General features: G+C 48.0%; 24 protein-coding genes. 11 read left to right on the forward strand and 13 right to left on the reverse strand.

The genetic code is table 11. The annotated features are described in order from the left end of the window. Nucleotides 1–252: 252 nt before the first annotated feature. Together ACZ2XM_RS04735 and hpf are read left to right on the forward strand one after the other, a co-directional pair. A complete protein-coding gene (locus ACZ2XM_RS04735; protein ID WP_490587227.1) occupies nucleotides 253–1,890 on the forward strand; it encodes an RNA polymerase factor sigma-54 in 1,638 nt (545 codons plus the stop codon). 345 nt (nucleotides 1,891–2,235) lie between these two features. Beyond that, nucleotides 2,236–2,619, forward strand: coding sequence for a ribosome hibernation-promoting factor, HPF/YfiA family (hpf, locus tag ACZ2XM_RS04740; RefSeq protein WP_490587228.1), 384 nt, complete (start codon nucleotides 2,236–2,238; stop codon nucleotides 2,617–2,619). A gap of 335 nt (nucleotides 2,620–2,954) precedes the next feature. Here the strand turns inward: hpf and thiS are convergent, their stop codons facing one another. The 4 genes from thiS to ACZ2XM_RS04760 form a co-directional block, all read right to left on the reverse strand. Next, nucleotides 2,955–3,155 carry a sulfur carrier protein ThiS gene (thiS, locus tag ACZ2XM_RS04745; protein ID WP_490587229.1) on the reverse strand — a complete coding sequence of 67 codons (201 nt, stop codon included), beginning with the start codon at nucleotides 3,153–3,155 and terminating at the stop codon, nucleotides 2,955–2,957. Nucleotides 3,156–3,361: 206 nt separating this feature from the next. Further along, the gene (locus ACZ2XM_RS04750; RefSeq protein WP_490587230.1) at nucleotides 3,362–3,727 is read right to left on the reverse strand and encodes a DUF423 domain-containing protein; all 366 of its coding nucleotides are present in this window, start codon (nucleotides 3,725–3,727) and stop codon (nucleotides 3,362–3,364) included. A 39-nt stretch (nucleotides 3,728–3,766) separates the two neighbouring features. Then, on the reverse strand, nucleotides 3,767–4,627 hold the full coding sequence (gene rpoH / locus ACZ2XM_RS04755; protein WP_490587459.1) for an RNA polymerase sigma factor RpoH: 861 nt from the start codon (nucleotides 4,625–4,627) through the stop codon (nucleotides 3,767–3,769). Nucleotides 4,628–5,304: 677 nt separating this feature from the next. Continuing rightward, a complete protein-coding gene (locus ACZ2XM_RS04760) occupies nucleotides 5,305–5,796 on the reverse strand; it encodes a sulfurtransferase TusA family protein (RefSeq protein WP_490587231.1) in 492 nt (163 codons plus the stop codon). 273 nt (nucleotides 5,797–6,069) lie between these two features. On the opposite strand from ACZ2XM_RS04760, the gene ACZ2XM_RS04765 reads away from it, so the two are divergent. After that, nucleotides 6,070–7,737 carry a M48 family metalloprotease gene (locus ACZ2XM_RS04765; protein ID WP_490587232.1) on the forward strand — a complete coding sequence of 556 codons (1,668 nt, stop codon included), beginning with the start codon at nucleotides 6,070–6,072 and terminating at the stop codon, nucleotides 7,735–7,737. Nucleotides 7,738–7,875: 138 nt separating this feature from the next. Here the strand turns inward: ACZ2XM_RS04765 and ACZ2XM_RS04770 are convergent, their stop codons facing one another. Both ACZ2XM_RS04770 and rpsU read right to left on the reverse strand, forming a co-directional pair. Next, nucleotides 7,876–8,325, reverse strand: coding sequence for a GatB/YqeY domain-containing protein (locus ACZ2XM_RS04770; protein WP_490587233.1), 450 nt, complete (start codon nucleotides 8,323–8,325; stop codon nucleotides 7,876–7,878). Nucleotides 8,326–8,503: 178 nt separating this feature from the next. Continuing rightward, the gene (gene rpsU, locus ACZ2XM_RS04775; protein WP_201498049.1) at nucleotides 8,504–8,719 is read right to left on the reverse strand and encodes a 30S ribosomal protein S21; all 216 of its coding nucleotides are present in this window, start codon (nucleotides 8,717–8,719) and stop codon (nucleotides 8,504–8,506) included. A 478-nt stretch (nucleotides 8,720–9,197) separates the two neighbouring features. On the opposite strand from rpsU, the gene ACZ2XM_RS04780 reads away from it, so the two are divergent. The 4 genes from ACZ2XM_RS04780 to crcB all read left to right on the forward strand — a co-directional run bounded on the left by ACZ2XM_RS04780 (nucleotide 9,198) and on the right by crcB (nucleotide 11,971). Next, nucleotides 9,198–9,617 carry a hypothetical protein gene (locus ACZ2XM_RS04780; protein WP_490587234.1) on the forward strand — a complete coding sequence of 140 codons (420 nt, stop codon included), beginning with the start codon at nucleotides 9,198–9,200 and terminating at the stop codon, nucleotides 9,615–9,617. A 121-nt stretch (nucleotides 9,618–9,738) separates the two neighbouring features. Further along, nucleotides 9,739–10,245: a c-type cytochrome gene (locus tag ACZ2XM_RS04785; RefSeq protein WP_490587235.1), complete on the forward strand. Its 507-nt coding sequence runs from the start codon at nucleotides 9,739–9,741 to the stop codon at nucleotides 10,243–10,245. Between the two features lie 253 nt (nucleotides 10,246–10,498). Next, nucleotides 10,499–11,596, forward strand: coding sequence for a tRNA (adenosine(37)-N6)-threonylcarbamoyltransferase complex transferase subunit TsaD (tsaD, locus tag ACZ2XM_RS04790; RefSeq protein ID WP_490587236.1), 1,098 nt, complete (start codon nucleotides 10,499–10,501; stop codon nucleotides 11,594–11,596). 3 nt (nucleotides 11,597–11,599) lie between these two features. Beyond that, a complete protein-coding gene (gene crcB, locus ACZ2XM_RS04795; RefSeq protein WP_490587237.1) occupies nucleotides 11,600–11,971 on the forward strand; it encodes a fluoride efflux transporter CrcB in 372 nt (123 codons plus the stop codon). 24 nt (nucleotides 11,972–11,995) lie between these two features. Here crcB and ACZ2XM_RS04800 read toward each other — a convergent pair whose 3' ends face one another. From ACZ2XM_RS04800 to potA, 4 genes are all read right to left on the reverse strand, one after another. Then, nucleotides 11,996–12,886 (reverse strand): LysR family transcriptional regulator, encoded by an 891-nt coding sequence (locus ACZ2XM_RS04800; protein WP_490587238.1) that lies wholly within the window; start codon nucleotides 12,884–12,886, stop codon nucleotides 11,996–11,998. Between the two features lie 289 nt (nucleotides 12,887–13,175). Further along, nucleotides 13,176–14,030 (reverse strand): spermidine/putrescine ABC transporter permease PotC, encoded by an 855-nt coding sequence (gene potC / locus ACZ2XM_RS04805; protein ID WP_490587239.1) that lies wholly within the window; start codon nucleotides 14,028–14,030, stop codon nucleotides 13,176–13,178. Next, entirely contained in the window at nucleotides 14,030–14,905 is an 876-nt protein-coding gene (potB, locus tag ACZ2XM_RS04810) for a spermidine/putrescine ABC transporter permease PotB (RefSeq protein ID WP_490587240.1), read from the reverse strand. The genes potC and potB overlap by 1 nt, the downstream gene beginning before the upstream one ends. Further along, complete coding sequence (potA, locus tag ACZ2XM_RS04815) at nucleotides 14,902–16,170, reverse strand: spermidine/putrescine ABC transporter ATP-binding protein PotA (RefSeq protein ID WP_490587241.1); 1,269 nt, start codon at nucleotides 16,168–16,170, stop codon at nucleotides 14,902–14,904. Before potA ends, potB begins: the two co-directional genes overlap by 4 nt. A gap of 484 nt (nucleotides 16,171–16,654) precedes the next feature. Between potA and ACZ2XM_RS04820 the strand changes: the two genes are divergently transcribed. The 3 genes from ACZ2XM_RS04820 (at nucleotide 16,655) to ACZ2XM_RS04830 (ending at nucleotide 19,044) form a co-directional block, all read left to right on the forward strand. Next, on the forward strand, nucleotides 16,655–17,293 hold the full coding sequence (locus ACZ2XM_RS04820; RefSeq protein ID WP_490587242.1) for a carbonic anhydrase: 639 nt from the start codon (nucleotides 16,655–16,657) through the stop codon (nucleotides 17,291–17,293). Between the two features lie 123 nt (nucleotides 17,294–17,416). Further along, nucleotides 17,417–18,007: a lactoylglutathione lyase gene (gloA, locus tag ACZ2XM_RS04825; protein WP_490587243.1), complete on the forward strand. Its 591-nt coding sequence runs from the start codon at nucleotides 17,417–17,419 to the stop codon at nucleotides 18,005–18,007. Nucleotides 18,008–18,123: 116 nt separating this feature from the next. Then, nucleotides 18,124–19,044, forward strand: a complete 921-nt coding sequence (locus tag ACZ2XM_RS04830) for a mechanosensitive ion channel family protein (protein ID WP_490587244.1) — start codon at nucleotides 18,124–18,126, stop codon at nucleotides 19,042–19,044. Between the two features lie 136 nt (nucleotides 19,045–19,180). Here ACZ2XM_RS04830 and ACZ2XM_RS04835 read toward each other — a convergent pair whose 3' ends face one another. The 3 genes from ACZ2XM_RS04835 to ribA all read right to left on the reverse strand — a co-directional run bounded on the left by ACZ2XM_RS04835 (nucleotide 19,181) and on the right by ribA (nucleotide 21,890). Further along, nucleotides 19,181–19,657, reverse strand: coding sequence for a c-type cytochrome (locus ACZ2XM_RS04835; protein WP_490587245.1), 477 nt, complete (start codon nucleotides 19,655–19,657; stop codon nucleotides 19,181–19,183). Nucleotides 19,658–19,983: 326 nt separating this feature from the next. Next, nucleotides 19,984–20,982: an oxygen-dependent coproporphyrinogen oxidase gene (hemF, locus tag ACZ2XM_RS04840; RefSeq protein WP_490587246.1), complete on the reverse strand. Its 999-nt coding sequence runs from the start codon at nucleotides 20,980–20,982 to the stop codon at nucleotides 19,984–19,986. A gap of 209 nt (nucleotides 20,983–21,191) precedes the next feature. Then, on the reverse strand, nucleotides 21,192–21,890 hold the full coding sequence (gene ribA, locus ACZ2XM_RS04845; RefSeq protein ID WP_490587247.1) for a GTP cyclohydrolase II: 699 nt from the start codon (nucleotides 21,888–21,890) through the stop codon (nucleotides 21,192–21,194). A 473-nt stretch (nucleotides 21,891–22,363) separates the two neighbouring features. Between ribA and dxs the strand changes: the two genes are divergently transcribed. Beyond that, complete coding sequence (dxs, locus tag ACZ2XM_RS04850; RefSeq protein ID WP_490587248.1) at nucleotides 22,364–24,412, forward strand: 1-deoxy-D-xylulose-5-phosphate synthase; 2,049 nt, start codon at nucleotides 22,364–22,366, stop codon at nucleotides 24,410–24,412. Nucleotides 24,413–24,465 lie beyond the last annotated feature (53 nt).

A 24,465-nucleotide genomic window follows, 5' to 3' on the forward strand; every position in this document is an offset into this window, starting at 1 on the left:
TATAATAGTGACTAGGCTATCAAGCTGATGCTAGCCCTGTGTTAGCCTAGCTACGCACACAGTAGCGCTATGAGAATTAGCATAGCAAATTTATAAGAAAAGATGCTATCTTCCCGTTAAGCCCGTAAGTTTTAGCCATTTCTAAGCTTATTTTTGCTTAGACTTTGCTTAATTTAGTCCCTTTGTGTCAGTATACTAATAGGAGAGTTAACCCTTTCTTATTTCTCACGACTTGGAGTGCCCCCAGTAGCAATGAGTATGTCATTCGGATTAGGCGCGAAGCTTGCGACCTCACAAAAACTTACGCCGCAAATGCAACAAGCCATCAAGCTATTGCAGATGTCTAGCCTAGAGCTTGCGCAAGAAGTGCAACTGAAGCTGGACAGTAATCCTTTACTGGAACGGGATGAGTCTTCGGAGGATGCGCTCGATAGAAGCGAGAGCTTAGACGACTTGGCGGAAGAGGGTAGCAGCGCTGCGACCTTACTAGAGGCGCAGCAAAACAGCGAGCTATGGAACAATACTGCGACGACCCAAAGTAGCGACAGGGCGACAACATCGACCAACGATGCAGAGTCAGACTTACCTGACAGCGCCGAAAAGCTGCAACAGAATACGATAGAGGACAGTCCTTTAGACAGTGCTGTACAGACGGACTGGGACGACTCGTACAGTTATGAGGCAACTGGGCTAGCACGGCCAGATTACGATGATATGGATGACTATCAAGGCAGTACTACGGCTTGTATCCAGGATCATGTACGTTGGCAGTTGAATTTTAAGCACCTATCCGAGACCGATATGCTCATCGCCGACTATCTCGTGGATGCGATGGATGATATCGGCTTTGTACAATTGGATATAGAAGAGCTCGAGCAAAGTCTCGCGACGATGGCTAGCTTCTATCAATGGGACGATGTGGTTGATAAAGCAGAAATTGAGGCGGTGCTGCGGGTCATACAGTCGTGCGATCCGCTCGGGGTAGGGGCGCGCAGTTTACCGGAGTGTCTACTGCTGCAACTGAATAAGCTGCCCAACACCACCCCTGATCTAGCCTCGGCAAAAGCCTTACTGACAGCGCCGCAGCATCTGGTCAGTAATAATATCAAAGCGTTAATGGAAGAGACGGGACTGCGACAAGAGCAGATTCAACCCGCGCTCAACCTAATCCGCACCCTCAATCCCTCGCCCGGGTTAGCGTTCGTCAATGCCCAGCCCAATTACGATACCACTCCTGAGAGCTACGATATTCCAGATGTGTTAGTAGCAGCTACCGTGGCTAGGTCAGTGGTAGGAGAGGAGGTGCAGCATTGGCAGGTGCGGCTAAACCCCGATACGCTGCCCAAGCTGCGGGTAAATAAAGAATATGCCAATCTGGTCAAACGTGGCGATGACAGCCCAGACAATCTATATTTACGCGAGCATCTCACTGATGCGCGCCTGTTTATTCGTAGTATAGAAGAGCGCAATCAAAACTTACTGAAGGTGGCTACCTGCATCGTAAGCCGCCAACAAGCCTTCTTGCTGCAAGGTGCCACAGCCATGCAACCATTGATCCTCAAAGACGTAGCAGACGAAGTTGGGTTGCATGAGTCTACCGTATCACGCCTGACGACTAGCAAAAGTATCCTAACGCCACAGGGCTTGTATTCGCTCAAATACTTTTTTTCCTCCCACGTAAACAGCAGCCAAGGCGATGTCTCTTCCACCGCTATTAGCGCGATGATTATGGAAATGATTGCGGCAGAAGACCCGAAAAAGACCTTGTCTGATAGTGCGATTAAGGAGCGTTTAGCTGGCGAGGGTATCGATATTGCCCGCCGTACGGTAGCGAAATACCGAGAAGCGATGAATATTGGCTCTTCCACACAACGCAAGCAAAAGTACTAAAATAGCCGATTGTGCAACAGAAGCTTAGGTTTAAAAATAAAATTTTTCGATTATATAAAAATCTGACAAAAACAAAAGCAATATTTACAAATAGTTACATAGTAAGACCTTGCCAGTGACGCGTTTTCATGACAAATTAAGGACATCTCCTAAGCACTTATAATCGCATTATAAAAGACAGTTGGTTATTGCTCTGAAAGTTAAATAAGCAGATAACTAATAGAAAAAGTCTTTTTTATCAAAATGTTAAGTAGCGTATTCTGAGATGGGACGCAGTTGTTCACATCGCTAAGGTTAGGCGAAACAACTGCTCTTTATGACACGATTATCACAAGGAACAGGCATATGAATATTTCCATCAGTGGCCATCACATCAGCATCACCGACGCAATGAAAGCAGCCGTCATGGACAAGCTTGAGAAGGTTGAACGCCATTTTGATCAAATTCAAAGCATTAAAGTAATCCTATCGCTTGATAATAACCGCGCAGAATCCGCCGGCAATGGCAAAAATAATCATAAAGCAGAAGCCATCATGCGAGTATCGGGACAAGAGATGTTTGTCCAAGCCAGTGATGATAATATGTATCAGGCCATTAATGAGATGGCAGACAAGCTAGATCGCCAAGTGCGCAAGTATAAAACCAGAATTGAACGCAAGGCTCGTGGCGGTAAGCGTGATGCCCAGCCTGTAGAAATGGAAGAGACCGCTGATTTGGCGATGCCATAATAAGTGGGTACTTACCTACAATGCGGTAGAAGAAAATTGAGCGCAATGCAATAAAGAAGCAAAGTTATAAAGAATTGGTTTCACTAGATTAAAAGGAGATTTGCTAAGTCGTTTAAGTAGATATTTTAATAGACACGAAACCATAAAAAGCCCGCGATATCATCTGATAAAGCGGGCTTTTTCTTGCTAACCGTTTAATAAGATAGGTTTATAAACTCTCTTATATACTTTTTATCGCTGACTTTAGGACTGCTACAGTGGCTATCCCACTCTATTAGCGCACTGCTGCTATTGGCTTCATGGACACGATGGCTAGGATGAGCTGACTAATAAGCTTAACCACCACCTACGGCTTGCACTACCTCAATCACCATACCCTCTTTAATATGCGTCTGATCCAGCTGACTCTTAGGGACTAAGTCCCCATCGACCTCTACCGCATAACGTCCTTGGCTTAGGCTTAGCTCGTTGACTAACAGCTGCACAGTTTGGTGGGTGGTCTGCATAGTTTTACCATTGACGGTAACAGTACTCATTATAGCGTCCTCTTTAGGCGAATATCGAAGGGGAATAGCAAATCATTAATACTATAACAATTATGAGCTTAATAGCCAATCTCGCCCAGACTACGGGGGTAGCCAAGCTATGAAGTAATCAAACCACTGAGGATTTCGCACAAGGCCTAGCCGTTACCAACAGGAGGGACTGTATGATTATAATAGTTATTTTATAGGAGCAGCGGCTAGCCTTGATAACGAAAAGCCAGTACGGCTAACCATAGCCAACCCACTATCATGAAGACCCCACCGATAGGCGTAATAGCTCCGAACCAACGCGGTGCGCCCAATGCCATCGCATACAGACTGCCCGTAAAGATTAAACTGCCGATTTGCAGCAGCCAAGCGGGGGTCTGAGACACCATTTGCAGACGAATCATAATGCCGATAGCCAGCAGGCCTATAGCATGTACCAATAAATATAAAGTTGCCGTATGCCACCAGTCCAATTGCGCAGCACTAGCGACTTTTTTGAGACCATGCGCCCCAAAAGCGCCGAGCCCCACCGCTACGGCCATATTCACAGCAGCGATTCCAATCCAATTTAGCATAAGTGGTTCACTTTCAAATAGGGGTGGCAGAGACAGCGCTTAGATATCGTCCGGCATAATGACGCTTTCAATGGTCATGGCTTCTTTAATTTTTTCCATGGCATTTTTTTCAATCTGTCGTACGCGCTCAGCGGAGATGTCATAAACCGCGGCAAGCTCATGCAAGGTAGATTTTTGCTCAGACAACCAGCGCTGCTCCACGATATCGCGTGAGCGCTCATCTAAAGTATCCATGGCAGCGATTAGCGCCGAGTTATTATTCTCTTCCCAATCAGCTTCCTCGACCATTTCTGCAGGGTCTATGCCGTCCTCTAAGAACAACTGCGGCGCATAGCGGCCATCATCGTCATCGCTCGACTGCGCTTCAAAGGAGGCATCGTAAGAGGTCAGGCGCGACTCCATCTCGAGCACTTGCTTACGCGTGACGTTTAAGTCGTTGGCGATGGCATCTGCCTCTTCTAAAGTCAGCTGGTTATTGGTCTTTTTCAAACTGCGTAAGTTAAAGAATAATTTACGATGCGCTTTAGTAGTAGCGACTTTGACAATACGCCAGTTACGAATCACAAACTCGTGAATTTCCGCTTTAATCCAATGCACTGCGAAAGATACCAAGCGCACGCCCTTGTTGGGGTCAAAACGTTTTACCGCTTTCATTAAGCCTAAGTTACCTTCCTGGATTAAATCGGCTTGTGGTAAGCCATAGCCGGAATAACTGCGGGCAATATGAATCACAAAACGTAGGTGCGACATGACCAACAGACGCGCAGCTTCGACATCGCCTTCATCGTAATAGCGATGGGCCAGCTCTTGCTCTTGCTCAGTGGTCAAAATAGGGATTTGATGCACCGTATTGATATAGGCCCCTAGGTTGACCCCAGGTGCACTTAAATGCGTCGGCATAGCGGGCACAAGATCACGCGTGCTAGTCGTGGCTAGCGCTGAGGCATCGTAAGGGGGTTTTGGCGTCATATTCGTCGCTCCACTAGCAGGCGCAGCGGACTTCGAGGCGCCAGTCTGCTTAGCGCTAGACTTGGTGGCGGCGGGAGAGACAGTGCCTGTGGTGGTTTTTGCCATGAGATAAACCTTAATATTGGACCGACAACTAATAATATTTAAAAGATTAATAATATTTAAACGACGGCTAGGCGCTTTACAGCGTAGCATTTTGTCTTATAGCGGCTGCTAATAGAGAGGAATGAAGCTTGTAAGTTAAGTAGGGCGGCTTTTAGACGGCTGTCCCTGTTTTGCATTTGAATAATTAAAAAGCTAATCTCTAGTGTACAAGTAATTAGTGTACAAATAATTAAAGACACTAGGAATATCATATTACTGATAGCAGAATTCAGTTTTTATCAAGCAAGCCTAAACCAGTATCAATCTCTCTTAAACTATAGCGCTAACAGGTTAGCTAAAGTAGCCAAACCCTTATTCAATACGAATAACAGGCCAGTATAGCGGAGCATAGACTAAAATATATATTGTACTTAACATTATATTGACTGCTGTCATTAGCAACCATCACTAGTGTTAGCAGCTATTTGTAATAGCAACAGATTAGTCCTAATTGTAAAGGATATCTACGCTGAGTTGCTATCAGTTTTGGTAATGATGAAGTGAAAGAATGTATCAGCTGACCCCTTTTGTGCGGCGTTATTCGCTACCGTAGCCTCCGAGAGAGCGTCATTGGCTATAGTCGCCGTCATAATTTCGCCATCGCTTTGATATTGCAGGCGTAAGTCTAGTTGAGCGCTCGCTGTATTGCTCAAGGTTTTAGCGCCACTTTGGCGGCAGAAAGCAGCAATATCTGCGGTAGAGTTAGGGTCGGTAGCGATGACATACAGCGCTTCCCCGCTATTGACGCTGCGCAAGGCCACTTTAGTCTTTAACAGTGGTAACGGGCACGCCATTCCGCGACCATCTACTACCGCAACGATAGCCATAGCTTCACAGGCCTCGGACACAGTGACAGGAATTTGTGGTAAAAAGTGCGTGAGTAACTGTTGCTGTGGCTCGGATAGCTCAGGGCTTATGCTCACTGCATAATCGGATAAAGTAGAGGGAGCGCTCATAGATAAGGCCTAAAATAACAAATATTTATAATGCTTATAGGATAACGAATATTGAGAGATTTTTCAGCTTAGAAAGTTGCAGGGCATGGTAATTCATAGGGGTAGCAGCCCCTAGCGCCGCCGCTTATTTATTGCTATAGCCTCACCCAATCATGTCATAACCGTGCGATAGATTGACCCTAGTTAAGCAAGCTCGTATAGTCAAAGCTGACCCTATTATAAACTATCCGTATATCCGCCGTATCTGTCCTACTATTATACAAGCGAGCCCTCATGACCCACCCTGTTCAGCAACGCCAACGGTTTAGTCAGCGGCCTTGGTCCCGCCTTAAAACTGTGCCTCTTGCCTTACCTAGTATGCTGACCACTATATTATCAGGGACGTTGTCTTGTACGCTAGCGGCCGCACAACCCATAGCTATGGTAGCGAACAGTGCTTATGCCTATAATAACAGCGCCTATAGCAGCGCTATGGTGACGAATAGTGGGTTTAGTGGCAGTAGTAATAGCAATGGCAGTTCCGAGACCTTGCGTATCCCTGATTTAAGCCGGCAGGGCGTCAGCTTTGCCGATCAGCATCAGAACCGGCTGGTCGGGGAGTGGTCATTACAGCGACTCAATGGTGAAGTGACCGCCCTCAATGACCCTTGGGTACAGACGGTGATGAATGACGTTACGTGGCAATTAAATGCGCAGGTACGCCAGCAGGCCCCGATAGCGTTAGTGGTGGTCAATGACCCCTCTATCAACGCCTTTGCGATACCGGGTGGCGTCATCGGTCTGCATACCGGCACCATTACCTCAGCCAAAAGTATGGATGAGGTGGCGAGCGTCTTGGCCCACGAAGTGGCGCATTTAAGCCAACGCCACTATGAGCACAGCAGCGAAGCCCGCCGTAATGCGCTGTTGTTACAAATTGGTGGTCTGCTCGCAGCCATTGCCGCCTCGTCAGCCGATGGCGATGCCGCAACCGCGATTATGATGGGCAGTCAGACGGCGGCGTTGGATAGCCAGATGGCCTTTAGCCGCTCTAATGAGCGCGAAGCCGATCGCGTTGGCATGCAAATTATGACGCAAGCCGGGTTTGACCCTAAGGCGATGCCGCGATTTTTCGCTACGATGAATGCGCGCAGTCAATTAAATCAATCGGATAAGAGTTTTCTCCCCAGCTTTATTCGCTCACATCCGCTGAGTAATGAGCGCTTAAGTGAAGCGCAAAGTCGTGCCCAACAATTCCCCAATGTGCCGTTAAATCAGCAACTGCGCCATGAGGCGCTATTTGATTTGCTGTATTGGCGGGTGCAACTGCTATCAAAGCAAGCGAATGAGCCAACGTTACAAACCGCGGCTAGGCACAGCCTTGGTGCCACACTCGCATTAAGTCATTGGTATGCGAGCCAGCAACGTTATGACGCTGCAGAGAAGACTTTAGCACCGCTGCTACAAAAGAGTGTCAATGAGCAAGCGGCGCTAGAGCCTTTACTTTCTATCACACGCAGTGAGTTGGCCAGTGCCCAAGGCAATTGGCAACAAGCCGCCGATATTTTACAAGCGCAGCAACGCTTATATCCTGAGCGCCGTGATTTACGCGTTTATTTAGCAGAGGCGCTGATTAATCTAGGCCAAGCGCAAGAAGCGCAGACCCTATTGAAACCTCTGGTGCAGCAGCAAGAGAGCGATATTCAGGCGTGGCAAGGGCTACAAAAAGCCAATGACTATCTGGCCAAGCACGCTACAGATGCGAAGCTAGCGCAAATAGCCACCATTAATGCCTTACGCTATCGCGGCCAAGTCGAGCTCTGGCGTGGGCGTTATAGCGACGCTCTAGTGTCGTTCACGCAGGGTTTAAACGTCGCCAAACAGGCCAAGCAGAACGCGCTAATAGCTACCATCAATAGTGAAATAGCCAACACAAAAATAGCCCGAGACTTCAAACCGTAAATAGGGGTCCCTAAGTAAATAGGAGGGCTATTAGGGTGAGCAATCGCGGGCTATCTTAAGGTCTGTAGGTTCGGGCTACATTTTCATTAGCGCACTAAACTGGTGAGACTAGTTCATTAGCGCACTAAACTGGTGAGACTAGCCTTGTAGCGCTTGTTTTACCAATTTAGAAACAATAGCAGGGTCTGCCTTGCCGGTAGTTTTCGCTTTTAAAACGGCCATGACTTGACCCATATCGCGCATAGAGGTGGCGCCTTGCTCAGCAATCTCGGCATTGACCATAGCGGCCAACTCTTCATCGCCCATCTGCTGCGGCATGAATTCATTGATGATATTAATCTCAAACTGTTCTTTTTCTGCTAAGTCTTCGCGGCCATTATCGGTAAAGATAGTGAGCGACTCTTGACGCTGTTTTAGCTGCTTTTGCAGAATGTCTAAGACGTCGGTATCGGTCAATTCAATTTGGCGATCGATTTCAATCTGTTTGATGACCGCTTGCACATTGCGCAGTACCTTCACTTTTTCTAGCTCACGCGCTCGCATGGCGGTTTTGACGGCTTCAGTCAGGGTATTTTTTAATTCGCTCATTATTATTCCTTAAACAGACAATCAAAGAGTAGCGGCTGTATAAAGCCCGCAAAATCGACAAAAAGTGTAGCATAAAAAACGCCACTGATATCATTCGATAACAGTGGCGCTTATAAAACTCTTATTAAGAATAAAGTTGTAGTATAAAGTTACAGCAACTTACTCTCAATAATGACGACTAGTATTTACGAGTCGTGCGGATAGACTCACGCTGTAGTTTTTTCTTATAACGCTTTACCGCGGCTGCTTTTTTACGCTTACGCTCTTGCGTTGGTTTTTCATAAAACTCACGCTTACGTACGTCAGACAATACACCGGCTTTTTCGCAAGCGCGCTTGAAGCGACGGATAGCGATATCAACAGGTTCGTTTTCTTTAACCTTAACTGCAGGCATGAAGACTCCTTCGTTTGGATTGAGACAATAAGGGCATTAGCTTGGCTGTGTGATTAGTATTAGCCGCACGGTCTCAACTGTGCAGGCATCAGCTCAAACTAGGAAACTATAGGAAGTAATAATGACTAGATAAATCAAGCCTTTATTATTATTCCACTATAGCTAAGAGTAATCTTTATACATATAGTCTGTGAAACAGCTATAGCATAAGGGCGGATATAGTACAATAATTAAATCGCCGTGTCAATATAGCGCAGGCAGTTATTATAGCGTTTTTTAGGCTGGCAGTGGCAGGTATTCCAGCGCATAATTGCCCTCATAGAAATGCCATGATATGACTAAGGACTATGTTTTTAGCCACGAGATTTGCCCGAATTATGCTATTATATTGTTAAAATTTAATGCGTTTATTTCATTTTATGGCAAACGTTTTAATAATCAATTACTGCCCGTATTGGGCACTCATTTGGAGCACGGTATGACTAATTCAACAATTCAAGGTAAGCCCACCTTTCGTAGCCCCCTAATCAAGTCTACATTGGCAATCGTTACCGCTATTATGCTCGCGACGGGCCTCAGTGCTTGTGGTGAAAAACATGAAGCGGTCACTGCTCCTGATAAAGTAGACGAAGCGGCTGAAATGGCCCGTGCCAACGCGCCAGAAGCGGAAGTTATTGAGTTTGAAACGACGGCCGCACCAGCAGCTACGACGACGGAAGGTACTGATACTGCTGCGGCAGAGGGCGATATGGCCACAGATGCTGCTGCACAGCCAGACACTACTGAGATTGCAGCCGATGCCGACGCGCCAGCGGCTGATGGCACTGTGCCAGTAGTAAAAGAGGGTGAGCCCGCACTTGACGAAGCGCCAGCTACAGATACTACTAAAGTAGAATAGCTTTATGCTTCAATAGCTTTATTATTAATTAATTGCTTAGCTATTAATAAGTTGCGCGACCTACGACGATTCGAGACCCTGTATGTTTCATTTATCACCTGCTAACTCTCAAGGATGACCTATGATGAGCAAAACTTTAGCCGCCCTATTAGTCATTAGCGCCGCCACTGCAATGAGTGCGTGTAGCAATAATGATACGGCCAGTACCGCCCCAGAAGCCGAAGCCCCAGTAGCGGAAACGCCTGTCGTTGCTGAGCCGGAAGCGACTACTGATGATGCTGTGGAAGAAGAAGTGCCTGCCACCGAGCCGGCTGCTGAAGCTCCTGTAGAAGAGAGCGCACCTGCTGAAGAAACGGCTGCGGCCGCTGGCCCAGAAGTGGCCTTAGCCGCTGATGCTGGCAAATTGCTGTATGAAAAACAGTGCAAAGCCTGTCACGAATCAGGGCTGTTAGAAGCACCGAAGTATGGCAATAAAGAGGCTTGGGCGCCGCATTTAGCAAAAGATAAAGCCACTTTATATGAGCACTCAGCACAAGGCTTTAATAAGATGCCTCCGCAAGCGGTCAATGGGGTGAGCGAAGCTGAAGTACATGCTGCGGTAGACTATATGATTGCTAGCGTTAGTTAGGTCCAAAGTGTCTGCTTAGCTTAGTCCAAAGGGTTTATGCTACTCAGTAAATAGGGTCTATCTTATAGAGCGTTTATAGTAGCGCAACCGTTATAGCGGCGTATGAGCCCCTTGTAAATTTGCTACACTACCGTCATTGTCATCGGCAATGGCGGTTTTTATTTTTTAATTGCCGGGTAAATCGTGTGGTAAGGCACGATTGCAATGGCATTTTTGACCTCTTCTTGAAGCATAAGACAAAGTAGGTAAGACTATGAAAGTATTAGGACTAGAGACCTCGTGTGACGAAACGGGTCTGGCGATTTTTGATAACGAGCAAATAGACAGTCCTAATCAAGGGCTCGTCGGCCAAGTGTTATATTCACAGATTGAGCTGCACGCTACCTATGGCGGTGTGGTGCCTGAGTTGGCGAGTCGCGATCATATTCGTAAGTTGGTGCCTCTATTGAATGAGCTGCTCGAGCAGTGTCAGCTCAAAAAGTCAGATATCGATGCCATTGCTTATACTAAAGGCCCCGGCTTGATTGGGGCTTTGATGACGGGCGCGCTATTTGGCCGCAGCTTGGCGTATGGGCTCGGCATCCCCGCTATTGGGATTCATCATATGGAAGGGCATTTATTGGCCCCATTGATGGGCGCAAACCCGCCGGCTTTTCCGTTTGTTTCCTTGCTAGTATCTGGTGGTCATACTATGTTGGTCGCAGCGCGCGGCGTGGGCGAGTATGAGATATTAGGCGAGTCTATCGATGATGCCGCAGGGGAGTGCTTTGATAAAGCAGCGAAGATGCTAGGCTTGCCTTATCCGGGCGGCCCCAACATTGCCAAGTTAGCGGAGAGTGGCAATCCCAATGCTTATGAGCTGCCAAGACCTATGCTACACAGAGGGCTCGATTTCTCCTTTAGTGGCATGAAAACAGCCGTACATAATCTGATTAAAGATACCCCAGGCTCTGAGGCTACAGGCGACAACAGCAACTCACAAGTACGCGCAGATATTGCGGCTAGTTTTCAGCATGCCGTTGTCGATACCTTAGTGAAAAAATGCATTAAGGCTTTAAAGCAAGCCGGGATGAATCGATTGGTGATCGCCGGTGGGGTCAGTGCCAATACTTATTTGCGCGCCAGACTCACGAGTGAGTTAGCGAAGATACAGGCGACCGTCCATTATGCGCCACCTGCCTTATGTACGGATAACGGGGCGATGATTGCTTATGCCGGTTATGAGCGTCTCGCCGCAGGACAAGCCGATGATTTGTCAGTCAGCTGCGTGCCCAGATGGAATATTGATGAGTTGCCGCCAGTTAAGCCAGGTACGGAAACCCACACCGCCCCAATAGCGCTCGGAGAGTAGTCGATGCAATGGTTAGCTATCGGTTTCGGAGCCGCTTTAGGGGCGTGCTTACGCGCGTGGTTGTCGCGTTTTAACGCAGGCGCACATTGGTTGCCACTCGGCACTTTAAGCGCCAACGTATTGGGTGGCTTACTTATTGGGGTGGCTTTATTGCTGTTCGAGCGCTTTGGTGCTGGTCTTAGCCCGCATTTACGTCTGTTCGTGGTCACTGGGTTTTTAGGCGGCCTGACTACCTTTAGTACCTTTAGCGCCGAGGTCTTTGACCTACTTAACAGTGGTCGGTTATTAGCAGGATTGATGTTGATAGGACTGCACGTCACGTTGACGCTATTGGCCACTGCTATAGGGTATTACCTCGTTAAAGGGCTATTTTAACGGTAGCCTGTTTTTTATTATAAGCTAGGGCTTTACCAAATCTTCTAATAAACTGGCAAACCCTTGCATATAAGCGGTATCGCGACTCGAAGTGCGGGTTGCGGCATACAGTTGACAATAAACCCCATTGCCCAAGGGGCGCGACACCACCCAACCTTTTTTCTCATATTCTGCCACCACCCAATCAGGGAGGGCGGCTATACCACGCTCGCTCGCTACCAACTGAATTAACATAGCGGTGAGATCCGTCGTACGTATCTGTTTAAAGCTGGCTTTGGCTGGGGTCATAAATTGAGCGATAATATCTAAGCGTTTGGCCTCTACCGGATAAGCAATCAAGGTCTCACTGGTCAATTGGCTCGGTGCTATCGTGGCGGTCTCTGCTGCTAACGGATGGGTCGGTGATAATACTAGCCGGCTCTCGTATTCAAAGAGCGGCTGATAATCAATCCCAGCAATCGGTAAATTACTGGTGGTAATCAGCAGGTCAATATCCCCTTCCAATAACAAATGATGCGGCTCAGGCTCGAAGCCTGTGGCAAAGTCGAGCTCGACATCCGACCAGTCGCGGCGGTATTGATTGAGGATAGGCATGAGCCAATCAAAACAGCTGTGACACTCCGAAGCTAAGCGCAACCTACCGGCTTGCCCATGGGCCAGACGTTTTAAATTCGCTTTGGTTCGCGTCACTTGCGGCAACACACTATCGGCGAGCTTGAGCACAGCTTTGCCCGCTGGGGTAAAGGTTAAGGGACGGGTACGGCGATTTACCAAGCTAATATCGTAGTAGTTTTCTAGTTCTTTTAATTGGTGGGAGACGGCTGAGGCGGTGACATGCAGCTCATCGGCAGCAGCGGCTAAGGAGCCATGGGCTCTAAGGGCGGTCAAGGTTTTTAAGTGTCGAAGTTCTAACATACGCGTGGCCAGTCCAAAGCATTATTGAAGATTAAAAATACCATCTAAGGTGAATGTTATTCATTGTAAACTATATTAAGCTGATTTTCATTCAAATATGCTCAGCGTTAGGGCTTAGACGAAATGAATAGTGCCTGGTCGTTATTAACACCGATTATGGACCGTTATATTGTCACCTAATCCTAGCCAGTAAAAAGGGCTATAACCGTGCAGCCGTTATAGCCCTTTTTTTATCCGTGTTTTATTTATCTGCTTAATAGTTGCCTGCTAATAGCTTACTGATAGGATGTTAGCGTTTGCGCATAAGCAGCTGCGAAATCACGACCAAGATTAACGAGGCGCCCAACAGTAAGGTGCCGATAGCATTGACCTCAGGTTTTAGGCCGACCCGCACCATAGAATAAATACGCAGCGGTAAGATTTCATAGCTCGGCCCCGTGACGAAAGTCGACACCACCACATCATCAAGCGATAGGGTAAAGGCCAATAACCAACCGGCCATTACGGCAGGGAAAATGACAGGAATCAAGACGGTACGTACCATAGTTGATTCGCTAGCGCCCAAATCACGTGCCGCTTCCATCAAGCGCTCATCCAAACTACTCAAGCGAGCAAAAACAGTAATCACTACGAACGGCAGGCAGAAAGTAATATGGGCAATTAATAAAGACACAAAGCCCAACTGTAAACCAACCAATAAGAACAGCGCCAATAGCGAAATCGCCAACACAATCTCAGGTGACATCATCAGGACGAATAATAAGCCGTTGAGCAGCCCTTTGGCGCGGAAGTCATAGCGGTGTAATGCCAATGCGGTCAAGGTCCCAATCAGGGTAGAGATGGTGGCCGCAGCCAATCCCAACCAAATCGAATGCAAAAAAGCATCGACCATCGCTTGGTTGTTAAATAAAGACTCGTACCACTTGAGGCTAAAGCCGCCCCAGTTATAGCCAATCTTCGATTTATTAAACGACATGATGACTAAGATAATAATGGGCAGGTACAGTAGGGCATAGATAAACCCTAAATAGCTGCGGCCAAACAAGCCTAAAGAGCCACCGCCTGATTTTTTACCTTTACGCGCCGCTTTAGTCGCTGCGGGCATGGGGGTAGGAGCGGCACTGTTATTATTAATATCTGACATTAGGCCACCTCGTTAAAATCAGTTTTGCCAATCCGGCGACTGCTCGCATAGTACGCCCACAGCAATATCGCCATCGCTAGCGTCAGGAGCACACTAGCCGCGGCACCAAACGGCCAGTCACGAGCATCTAAGAACTGGTTTTTGATGACGTTACCGACGAGTAGGTTGCGTGCGCCGCCTAAAATATCGGCCACATAGAACATGCCCATAGCGGGAAGTAGCACCAGCAGTACACCAGAGATTACCCCCGGCGTGGTTAGCGGCAGTACCACATGCCAAAAGGTCTGCAGCTTGGAGGCACCCAAGTCTTTGGAAGCCAACAGCATATCGTCGCGTAAATCGGTAAAGACGGCGTATAACGGCAGTACCATAAAGGGAAATAACAGATAGGTCAGACCCGCGATGACCGCGCCTTGGGTATACAAGATATCGAGCGGTTTATCGACAATGCCTAAGGTTAATAGCAGCTTATTGATCAAGCCATTATTGGCAAATAATAGCTTAAGCGCATAAGTCCGCACTAAAGAGTTGGTCCAAAATGGCAAGATGAGCATCATCATGAGCAGCGGCTGCCAGCGTGGATTAGCTTTAGAGACCAACCAAGCAAAGGGATAGCCAAAAAGTAGGCACAGTACGGTGGTGATACCCGCCATCCATAACGAATGCACGAACACCTCGAGATAGAGCGGATCGAGCATGCGGCGATAGCTGTCTATCGTCACGGGCAGACTGATAAAGTCTACGGTATCACGCGAGAGAAAGCTGGTCGCGATGACTAGGATATTTGGCAATAACGCAAAGACGATGAGCCAAGTCCAAATCAACCATAAGGTGGCGGTGCGAAAAGGGCTTTTTGCTTGCGATTTAGCACTCATGAGCCGTCGCTCCCTTGACCAGTAGAGGCGGCCGCCAAGCTGTTCAAACTAACTAAGCTCTCTGGGCCACGAGCCTCTTCTTCAGGCAATACCCACTCCCAACCATCGACCCAAGAGACCTTGACCAGCTCACCCATTTTATAATCAAAGCTAGGGTCGTCTTCATCAAAAAACTCTGAGGCCTTGACCATATGGCCATTGTGCAATTGAATAATGGAGTCGAGCGTACTGCCTTTATAGTTGCTTTCTACGACTTTGCCCGGCAAGCCCTGATGGCTCGCGTCATTGATATCATAAATCCGTAAATCTTCTGGACGCAGCAACAGGTTGACGGTATCACCGACCTGGATTTTATGGGCGAAGGCCGGACGGCGTAGATTGCGTAACCATTGCTCACCTTCTGGCGTCTCACAGACCTCCACATCGATACGGCCATTGGTCACCTTGCCGTTTAAGTCCGCCTGCTCAGGATTTACCGCTTTGACCACGGCTTGGAAGAGATTGGTCTCGCCAATGAACTTGGCGGTGAATAGGTTAGCAGGGGTCTCGTAAATCTCAATGGGCGTGCCAATCTGTTGAAAGCGACCATCTTTCATAACGGCGATCCGGTCTGACATGGACAGCGCCTCTTCTTGGTCGTGGGTGACGAAGATAAAGGTAATGCCCAACTCGCGCTGTAGGCGCTTGAGCTCAGACTGCATCTGTAGGCGCAACTTATAATCGAGCGCGGAGAGGGGCTCATCCAACAATAGCAATTTTGGACGGTTAATCACCGCACGCGCAATGGCTACGCGCTGCTGCTGACCGCCGGATAGGTCTTGCGGTTTACGATTGGCCAAGTGTTCTAGCTGCACCATTTGTAGCGCTTGACTGACGCGAGTATTAATCTCGGCTTTGGGCACTTTTTTTAGTTTCAGCCCATACGCTACGTTTTGCGCTACCGTCATATGCGGAAATAGCGCATATTGCTGAAACACCGTGTTGACCGGGCGTTTATCCGCAGGCAGGCCGGCCATCTGCTCGCCATCTAGATAGATAGCGCCCGCTGTGGGCTGCTCAAAGCCGGCAATCAAGCGTAGCAAGGTGGTTTTGCCGCAGCCTGAAGGCCCTAACAGGGTCAGAAACTCGCCATGTTTAATATCTAAATTGATGTCTGTGAGGACTTCGGTAGCGTCATAAGATTTTTTGATGCCAGCGATACGGAGTAAGACATCAGAGTCAGTAGCGTTGGGGCGCGGCGCCGACACAGAAAGCGGGTCAGTCATGGTGGGCAATCCTAAAAATTAGCGCAAAAAACGGTGCAGGGTACGGCAAAAGTGAGGCGTCAAAGCCTGACTAATTAGGCTCCCTGTCGAGCTTTGCTAGCGGGTGGGTCAAAGAATGAGTGGCGACATAGCTACGGAGCTTATAGGCCTATAGCAGGTCATTGTTGGCTCACTGTTGAGGTATTATAACAAAATCACTACAGCGGTCATCGGGCAATTTGTAGAGGTAAGCGCCTAACCTAGTTAAGGCACGAGCTAGTTAAAGCAATAATAGCGCATAGAAAGTACGACAGTATTGCGGAGATGCGCTATAGAGAATCTAGGGTAATTTCGGTACAATTATTAACCCAAAGTCTTAAACCAAAAGCTTCACTACCATCTCGCTCTGTGCCTTTCGGCTGCCCCTTTCATTAGGGAGTAACGCCAAGGCAGCAGCGGTCACGGTGATACCAAGCGCTCTCTAATAAATAATAAGGAAATTCTCATGCCGCAACGCCCCCGTCCTACCACTGGAGCAGAAGCTCTGGCGATGCTCAAAGAAGGCAACCAACGTTACGTCGCCAGTTTGACCGACCCTGACCCTAGTATGCAAAAACGTCCTGAGCTGATTAATGATCAGGACCCAGTCGCGATTATCTTAGGCTGTTCGGACGCTCGCGTACCGGTAGAGATTGTATTTGATCAAGGGCTTGGCGATTTATTCGTGATTCGGGTAGCGGGCAATGTGGTCGCCCCCTCGCAAATTGGCTCGGTCGAGTTTGCCGCTGAGAAGTTTGGCACGCAATTGGTAGTGGTCTTGGGCCATTCTCATTGTGGCGCGGTCACGGCCTGCGTTGAGGCACTGATTAATCCAGAGCAGTACTACTCACCAAATCTGCAATCTATCGTCGATCGTATTCGCCCTAGCGTCTATAACTTACATGAGTTGGCGACAGCGACAGGGCAAGATGTGGATGCCGATGAGCTGATCAATCGTTCTATCCGGGCCAATGCGCGCATGTCCGTCAGTCAGCTAAAGCATGGCTCTAGAATACTGGAAGACTTGGTGAGCTCAGGTCAGCTATTAATCGTAGGCGCTGAATACGATTTAGACACCGGTATTGTTAGATTTTTGGACTGCTAAATTCGGAAAATCCCCCCGATTTTAGGGCTTAAATCTGCTCTACATAAAAAATTAGATTAACTATTAATGATGACTCTTTAACATTATTTTCATGATTGTTTTTGCGAACCTATAAGGTGCTATATGAGCCAACCAAATAACGTAACCGCTATTGAGCAGCCCAGTATTGAGCAGGCCAGTATCGAACAGCCTAAGTCGAGCGTACAAGCGGCTGGTGTGCAAGCGATTGCTGGTCAAACCGAAGGCTTTACTTTTAACCATACGATGCTGCGTATCAAAGACCCGGAGCGTGCCCTAGCGTTTTACACCGGCGTGTTGGGCATGACTTTATTATGTGTGAAAAAGTTTGACGAGATGGGCTTTGATTTATACTTTTTAGCCAAGCTGACTGCCGAGGAGCGGGCAACACTGCCTGAGGGCGAGAGCGATTTGGCCATCTATACCTTCCGTCAGCGTGGTATCTTAGAATTGACCCACAATCATGGCACTGAGGATAAAGACAGCTTTAGCTACCACGATGGCAATGCAGAGCCGCAAGGGTTTGGCCATATTTGCTTTACCGTGCCAGACTTAACCGCAGCAGTCGCTTGGTTTGATGCTAATAACGTCACTTTCCAGAAGCGTCCAGAAGATGGCAAGATGAATAATATTGCTTTTATTAAAGATCCAGATGGCTATTGGATTGAGATTGTTGAAGCCGAAAAAATGGGCTAATATTTTATATTTCCCCCGTACTGCGTTATATTCTGTACCGTCAGCTAGCATCGCTTACGCAGGGTGCTAGCTGATTTCCTAGTAAGTAATGAGCATTATTAAGAGGTAAGTATAGGATGGCGAAGGAAAGCTTGGCGAATAATGCCGCGCAAAAAGTCAGTGAGTACCAAAGCATGGCGGCGTCAGGTCAACAAATACTGCAAGATTTGGCGGCACGAGTGCCTTATTTCTTAGTCGCCTTGGTGGTGTTTTTATTTTTTTGGGGACTGTCCGCTCTCTTCAAAAAAGTAGTGTATAAGCTATTGGGCAGTCGTAGCCGTCACGGTAATTTGGTCAAAGTCTTCCAACGGGTGGGCGGCGCGCTGATTTTATTCATCGGCTTTATGATTGCGATGGTGATTGCGATACCCGGCTTTACTCCCGCCAAGCTCATTGGGGCGTTAGGGATTGGCTCGGTAGCGATTGGCTTTGCCTTTAAAGACATCTTCCAAAATCTACTCTCGGGGATTTTATTACTCCTATCAGAGCCGTTCCGTATTGGCGATCAAATTGTCTCGGGCGACTATGAGGGCACGGTAGAAGACATTAAAATTCGCGCCACTACTATTAAGACTTTTGATGGGCGCCAAGTGGTCATCCCCAATTCGCAACTTTATACCTCGGCCTTGACCGTGAATACAGCGTATAAGCAGCGCCGCTTGCAAGTGGCTGTGGGTATCGGTTATGAGGATGATATCGAGGCAGCAAAAGCGGTTATTCTCCAAGCTTTAGATCGAGCAGAAACGGTCTCGCGTCGTGCTGAGCCTTCGGTTATTGCGACGGGCTTTGGGGACTCTACTATCGACTTAACTGTACGTTGGTTTATCGATGATGGCACCCAAGCGAATAAAGTTGCCTCGATTCACGAAGTCATCGTTGAGATGAAAAAAGGCTTGGATGGGGCCGGGGTTAATATGCCTTTCCCAATCCGTACTTTAGATTTAAGTGACGCTTCTGTAGATAAGGTAGTCAAGAAAATAGCCAAACCTGCCGCTTAATTGCTGTAAAAATCCCTAAACCTACTTATACAGAATAAAAAAAAGACGCTTAATTTAAGCGTCTTTTTTAATGGGTATTGTCTTTTTACAGCTAACCTTATCTTTTAGTGAAAAGGCTTAAAGCCACTTAACAAGATTAGTCATCTTTTTGTTTATAGTCAGTATGGCAAGACTTACAAGAGGCGCCCACTTCTTTAAATTCAGCGCCGACATCAGCGATACCATTGGCATTTTGCGCGACAAAGTTCAGGTCAGTAGCGGCTTGTTGGAATTTTTCTGCTTCAGCGGTAAAGCCAGCAGCATTGCTCCAGACCATATCGGTAGCATTACCGACCGCTTCTTTATCTTGGAAATGTTTCCACGGGCTATTGGCCGTATCCGCCAGATAAGCGGCTTGCTCTTGGAATTTAGCCGCATCAAAAGTATCTGGGTTTTTCATCATATCGCCCATCACACCCATAGCATCGCCATAGTTTTTCATAATATCTTGGCGGGCGCTGACATCCGGATTGCTCGGTGAGCTACAAGCGCCTAACAATAAGGCAGCAGCCAAAACAGGTAGCGCGGCTAAGCGCGAAGATTTCGCCAATGAAGGGGCTTTAAAAAGTGACATAGTGTCTCCTTATAATATAAGTTATGTGGCTGAGAATAGCGTGGCAAGGGGTAGCGTGCAACCATAAATGCTGCGTATTCTATAGCGGCAAAATTGTACAATAAAGCTGAGCTAGCCGACTTGATGACCAGCCCTTAGTAGGGCATACAGTCGGCAACGTTATGAAGTCTATCTATTATAACGGCTATGATTTTTTAAGCTACCCTAACGAACAATAGCTTAACAAACATAATGTTAAGCTATTGATTACAACATAAATGATCGGAGTTTAGCCAGTCGCTACCTTGGCTTGTTAGCTGAGTAGCAAAGGGGTAAAACTCACCAACTTAGGACTTGGTTACAGATAACCAGTCTCGCGGTTTTAAATAGAAGTCCGTCAATTCAAATTCAGGCGTGCCCGGCTCCGGCTCATAGCGATACTGCCAGCCCGTCAATGGCGGCATGCTGACCAAAATAGATTCGATACGGCCATTACTTTGCAGCCCAAATAGGGTGCCGCGGTCGTACACGAGGTTGTATTCGACATAGCGGCCACGGCGATACAGTTGGAAATCGCGCTGCGCCTCGGTATAAGGGGTGTCACGGCGGCGCTCAAAGATAGGGATTATGCCCTCCAGGTAGCCATTGCCCACGGCTTGCATAAAGTCAAAGCAAGTGTCGAAATCCCAACCCCGGCTCTCCGGATTAACATCATCATAGAATAAGCCGCCGATACCACGCTGCTCATCGCGGTGGCGCAGATAAAAATACTCATCACACCACTGTTTAAAGTCGTCATAGACACCAGCACCGAAAGGGGCACAGAGGTCATGGCACACTTGATGCCAATGCACGCAGTCTTCTAAAACCGGGTAGAACGGGGTTAAATCAAAGCCCCCGCCAAACCACCAAATCGGCGCTTCACCTTCGGCTTCCGCGACGAATAAGCGCACGTTGGCATGGCTGGTCGGCACGTAGGGATTTTTAGGATGAACCACTAACGATACGCCCAAGGCCTGCGCTTGCCGCCCCGCAATATTGGGGTGTCTCGCAGTGGCAGAAGCTGGCAGGTTTTTCACTTGGATATGGCTAAACATGACGCCTGCTTTCTCTAACACTTCACCACCGGCCAATACGCATGAGCGACCACCACCGCCTTCAGGACGCTCCCAATCATCGGGGATAAAGGTTGCCGTGCCGCCACCCGCGACTTCTTGCGCTTCTAAAGCCGCACAAATACGGGCTTGCAGGTCTAATAAAAAAGCTCTGACTTGTGCGATATTATCGGAAGTTGGCACACCATGATCAGAGACATTGTCTTTTGGGGCGGTAGGGGAAGTAGTCATAGGAGACTCCAAGCTTGAGGAACAGGAGGATGAGTAGACAGTCTACGGATTCGTTAAACCAACGATTTACGGGCAATCGTAGTAGTCTTTGAGTGTCGGCATGACCATATCAGGCGGTAAGGATTATCAAATTATAAGAAGCCACAATTTATCTGGCGCTAAGCCATTGTTATACGTTATATAACTGTTTAGTAGTTGGGCTTGAAAGCTTACAACGGATGATGGTCAACCACAGGCTCTAGCGCTTCGTTAAAGATATGACCCATACGGTCACGTTTGGTCGCTAGATAGGCACTGTTATGGTCATTGACACCGACCAATAAAGGCACGCGTTCTGTGACCTCAATGCCATGCTCGGTAAGATAGGCGACTTTATTCGGATTATTAGTCAGCAGACGCACTTGATCGACGCCCACGTGAGCCAGCATAGCCCCACACATATCGTAGACTCGAGCATCGGCTGGCAAGCCCAACATTAAATTGGCATCCAAAGTATCGTGGCCTTGATCCTGCAGAGCGTAAGCGCGAATCTTATTGGTCAAGCCAATACCGCGACCTTCTTGGCGCAGATATAGAATCGCCCCGCAGCCCGCTTGTTGAATCGCGGCCATAGCCGTATTTAATTGCGGGCCGCAGTCACATTTTAGCGAGCTAAACGCATCCCCAGTCAGACATTCTGAATGGATACGCACGAGCGGCGCTAGCCCAGACCTAGGCGTCGCGGTCGGCTCATGCGTAGCCCCCTCAGTCGACATGGCATCAGCAGAATCAGAAGAAGGAGTCGCAACCACAGGCAGACCTACCGTAAGCATCACATGCTCTTGGCCGGCAGCATTTTCAAACATATGGATGTCAAAGACGCCATAGGTGGTCGGAAGCTTAGCACTGGTAATAAATTGATATGACATTTAAGCCCTGAATAAAACTATAAATGATAGTAAGCCTGGCGCTAGCGGATAGCGTTGTCGTTATGCCGCCGATATATTTGCTATACTCAGCCTAAAGTAGGGCAGGAGCGCAAGCGGATAATCCCTATATGGGGACATTGTGAGCAAATCACACAAAATTCACAGACTTGCCACGATGAATAAAGCGGCTAGCAAAAAAAAGTGCTATTATGCCATACTATTTTAATAGACACAGTGACAAGTCTTTGCTCATTCAGTAAGTTTATCTCGCTGTTTACTAAGTAACTTTTGCAGTTTTTCTGCTAGGCAGTGACTTTGACAAGTAGTGGATAGAGCTTTTTCTGGCACCAGTTTTTGGGCAAAAAGTCACTCGTAAATAATTCATATATTAAGACGCGCTTGCTGCTCTCAAGTCGATTTCGCTTGAGGCATTTAAAGCCTTTGTCAGTAGATTGGTAGGTAAAGTACGGTTTATGCAGCAGACACCTCACTCCTCACAGTCTAGGTCATTATCGCCATCAACGCACGCCGATGCTGCTAATAACCCACCCAAGCCGCCATCGTTACAGCAGGTTTATTCAGAGATACCTCGCAGTCGCCCGCTAACACCTTTGTTAGATAGTGTTGATGCCCCCAATGACCTAAAGCGCTTTAGTCAGGATCAATTGATTGAGCTGGCCGATGAGCTGCGCCTATTCTTATTGTATTCTGCCGGTCAAAGTGGCGGTCACTTCGGCGCTAATTTAGGCGTGGTGGAGCTGACGATTGCGCTGCATTATTTGTTGAATGCGCCTGACGATCAACTCGTCTGGGATGTGGGTCACCAGGCTTATGCTCATAAAGTCTTAACCGGTCGCCGTGACCTGCTAGGGACTATCCGGGCTAAAGATGGCTTAACCGCTTTTCCTGAGCGGGCGGAATCCCCTTACGATACCTTTGGGGTAGGTCATTCCTCGACGGCTATTTCTGCCGGCTTGGGCATGAGCCTAGCGCTGCGTCATTTGGGCAAGCCGCATAAAGTCGCTTGCGTCGTCGGCGATGGGGCCATGACGGGTGGCATGGCGTTTGAGGCCATGAATGATGCGGTACAACAAAACGCTGATTTACTGGTCATTTTGAATGACAATGACATGTCAATATCTTGTTCAATTGGGGGTTTCTCACGGCATTTAGCTATGCTGTGGGAGTCGGGTTATCAAGTCGATATCACCCAAGCGGGCAAGCCTAAACTACGCCATCGTCCCGATATGCAAGCGCATGATCGGCGTATGCGTCACCATCAGCAGCGTGATGTGCCACAAGTGGCGGACAACGTTTTTAAAGCGATTGGCTTTACCTATTTTGGTCCCTTTGATGGCCATAATCTGCCAGAGCTGTTGCGCGTTTTAAGTCTGGCCAAGCAAGTCTCAGGCCCGGTGCTCGTCCATATTTATACGACCAAAGGCAAAGGTTTTGCCCCCGCAGAAATCGACCCAGTGGGCTATCACGCGATTGGTAAACTAGCGGCCGAAGCGGCTGCTGAAGAAGTGGTAAAGCAACCCACTACCACTGTGCAAGTTAAGAAAAAATTCGCGGAAGTCTTCGGTGAGTTTATCTGTGACAAAGCCGCGCTCGACCCCGATCTATTAGCCATTACCCCGGCTATGGAAGAGGGCTCGGGCATGACCGAGTTTGCACGTACTTTCCCTGAGCGCTTCTTTGATGTGGCTATCGCTGAGCAGCATGCCGTTACGCTAGCTGGGGGCATGGCTACTCAAGGCGTAAAGCCTATCGTGGCGATTTATTCGACCTTTTTGCAGCGTGGTTATGATCAATTGATTCATGATGTTGCTCTGCAAGATTTGGACGTGATGTTTGCTATTGATCGCGCCGGTTTGGTCGGGGAAGATGGCGCCACGCATGCGGGCGTATTTGATTTTGGCTTTTTACGCTGCGTGCCCAACATTATCATCGCTGCTCCAAAAGATGAAAATGAGTGCTATCAGCTGTTAAATACCTGCTATGAGCATCCGGGCTGTAGTGCGGTGCGTTATCCACGTGGTACCGGTACTGGCGCTGCTATTGTGAAACCTGCCGTATGCTACGAGATTGGCCGCGCAGTTATTGATTCCGTGCATGGTGCAGCAGAAGCCGCGACTAAGCTGGCTATTTTAGCCTTTGGTACGATGGTGGCGACCGCAGAGCAAGCAGCCGCTCAACTCATCGCTACCGAGATGGATTGCCAAATTACGGTCGTGAATATGCGTTGGGTAAAGCCCATCGATACTCAGTTGCTCAATGATTTGCTAGCGCAGGGTATCACCCATATTGCCACCTTAGAAGAACACGTTATCATGGGCGGCGCCGGCAGTGCCGTCAATGAGTACTTATTGTCTTTACAGCAACCCAAGACTTTGCCTGCGCTACTGAACATGGGTATTCCTGATCGCTTTATTGCGCACGGTAGCCATGCAGAGCAATTGGCAGATTGTGAGCTGGATGTCGCTGGGGTCAGCGCACAGCTTGCTACGTTTATTCAATAAAATATAGCTACAGTCTATTGAATAAGCGTCTTACACTTTAATTTACTTCACCC

It is taken from the genome of Psychrobacter sp. CoH-33_TS_01 (assembly GCF_058189395.1).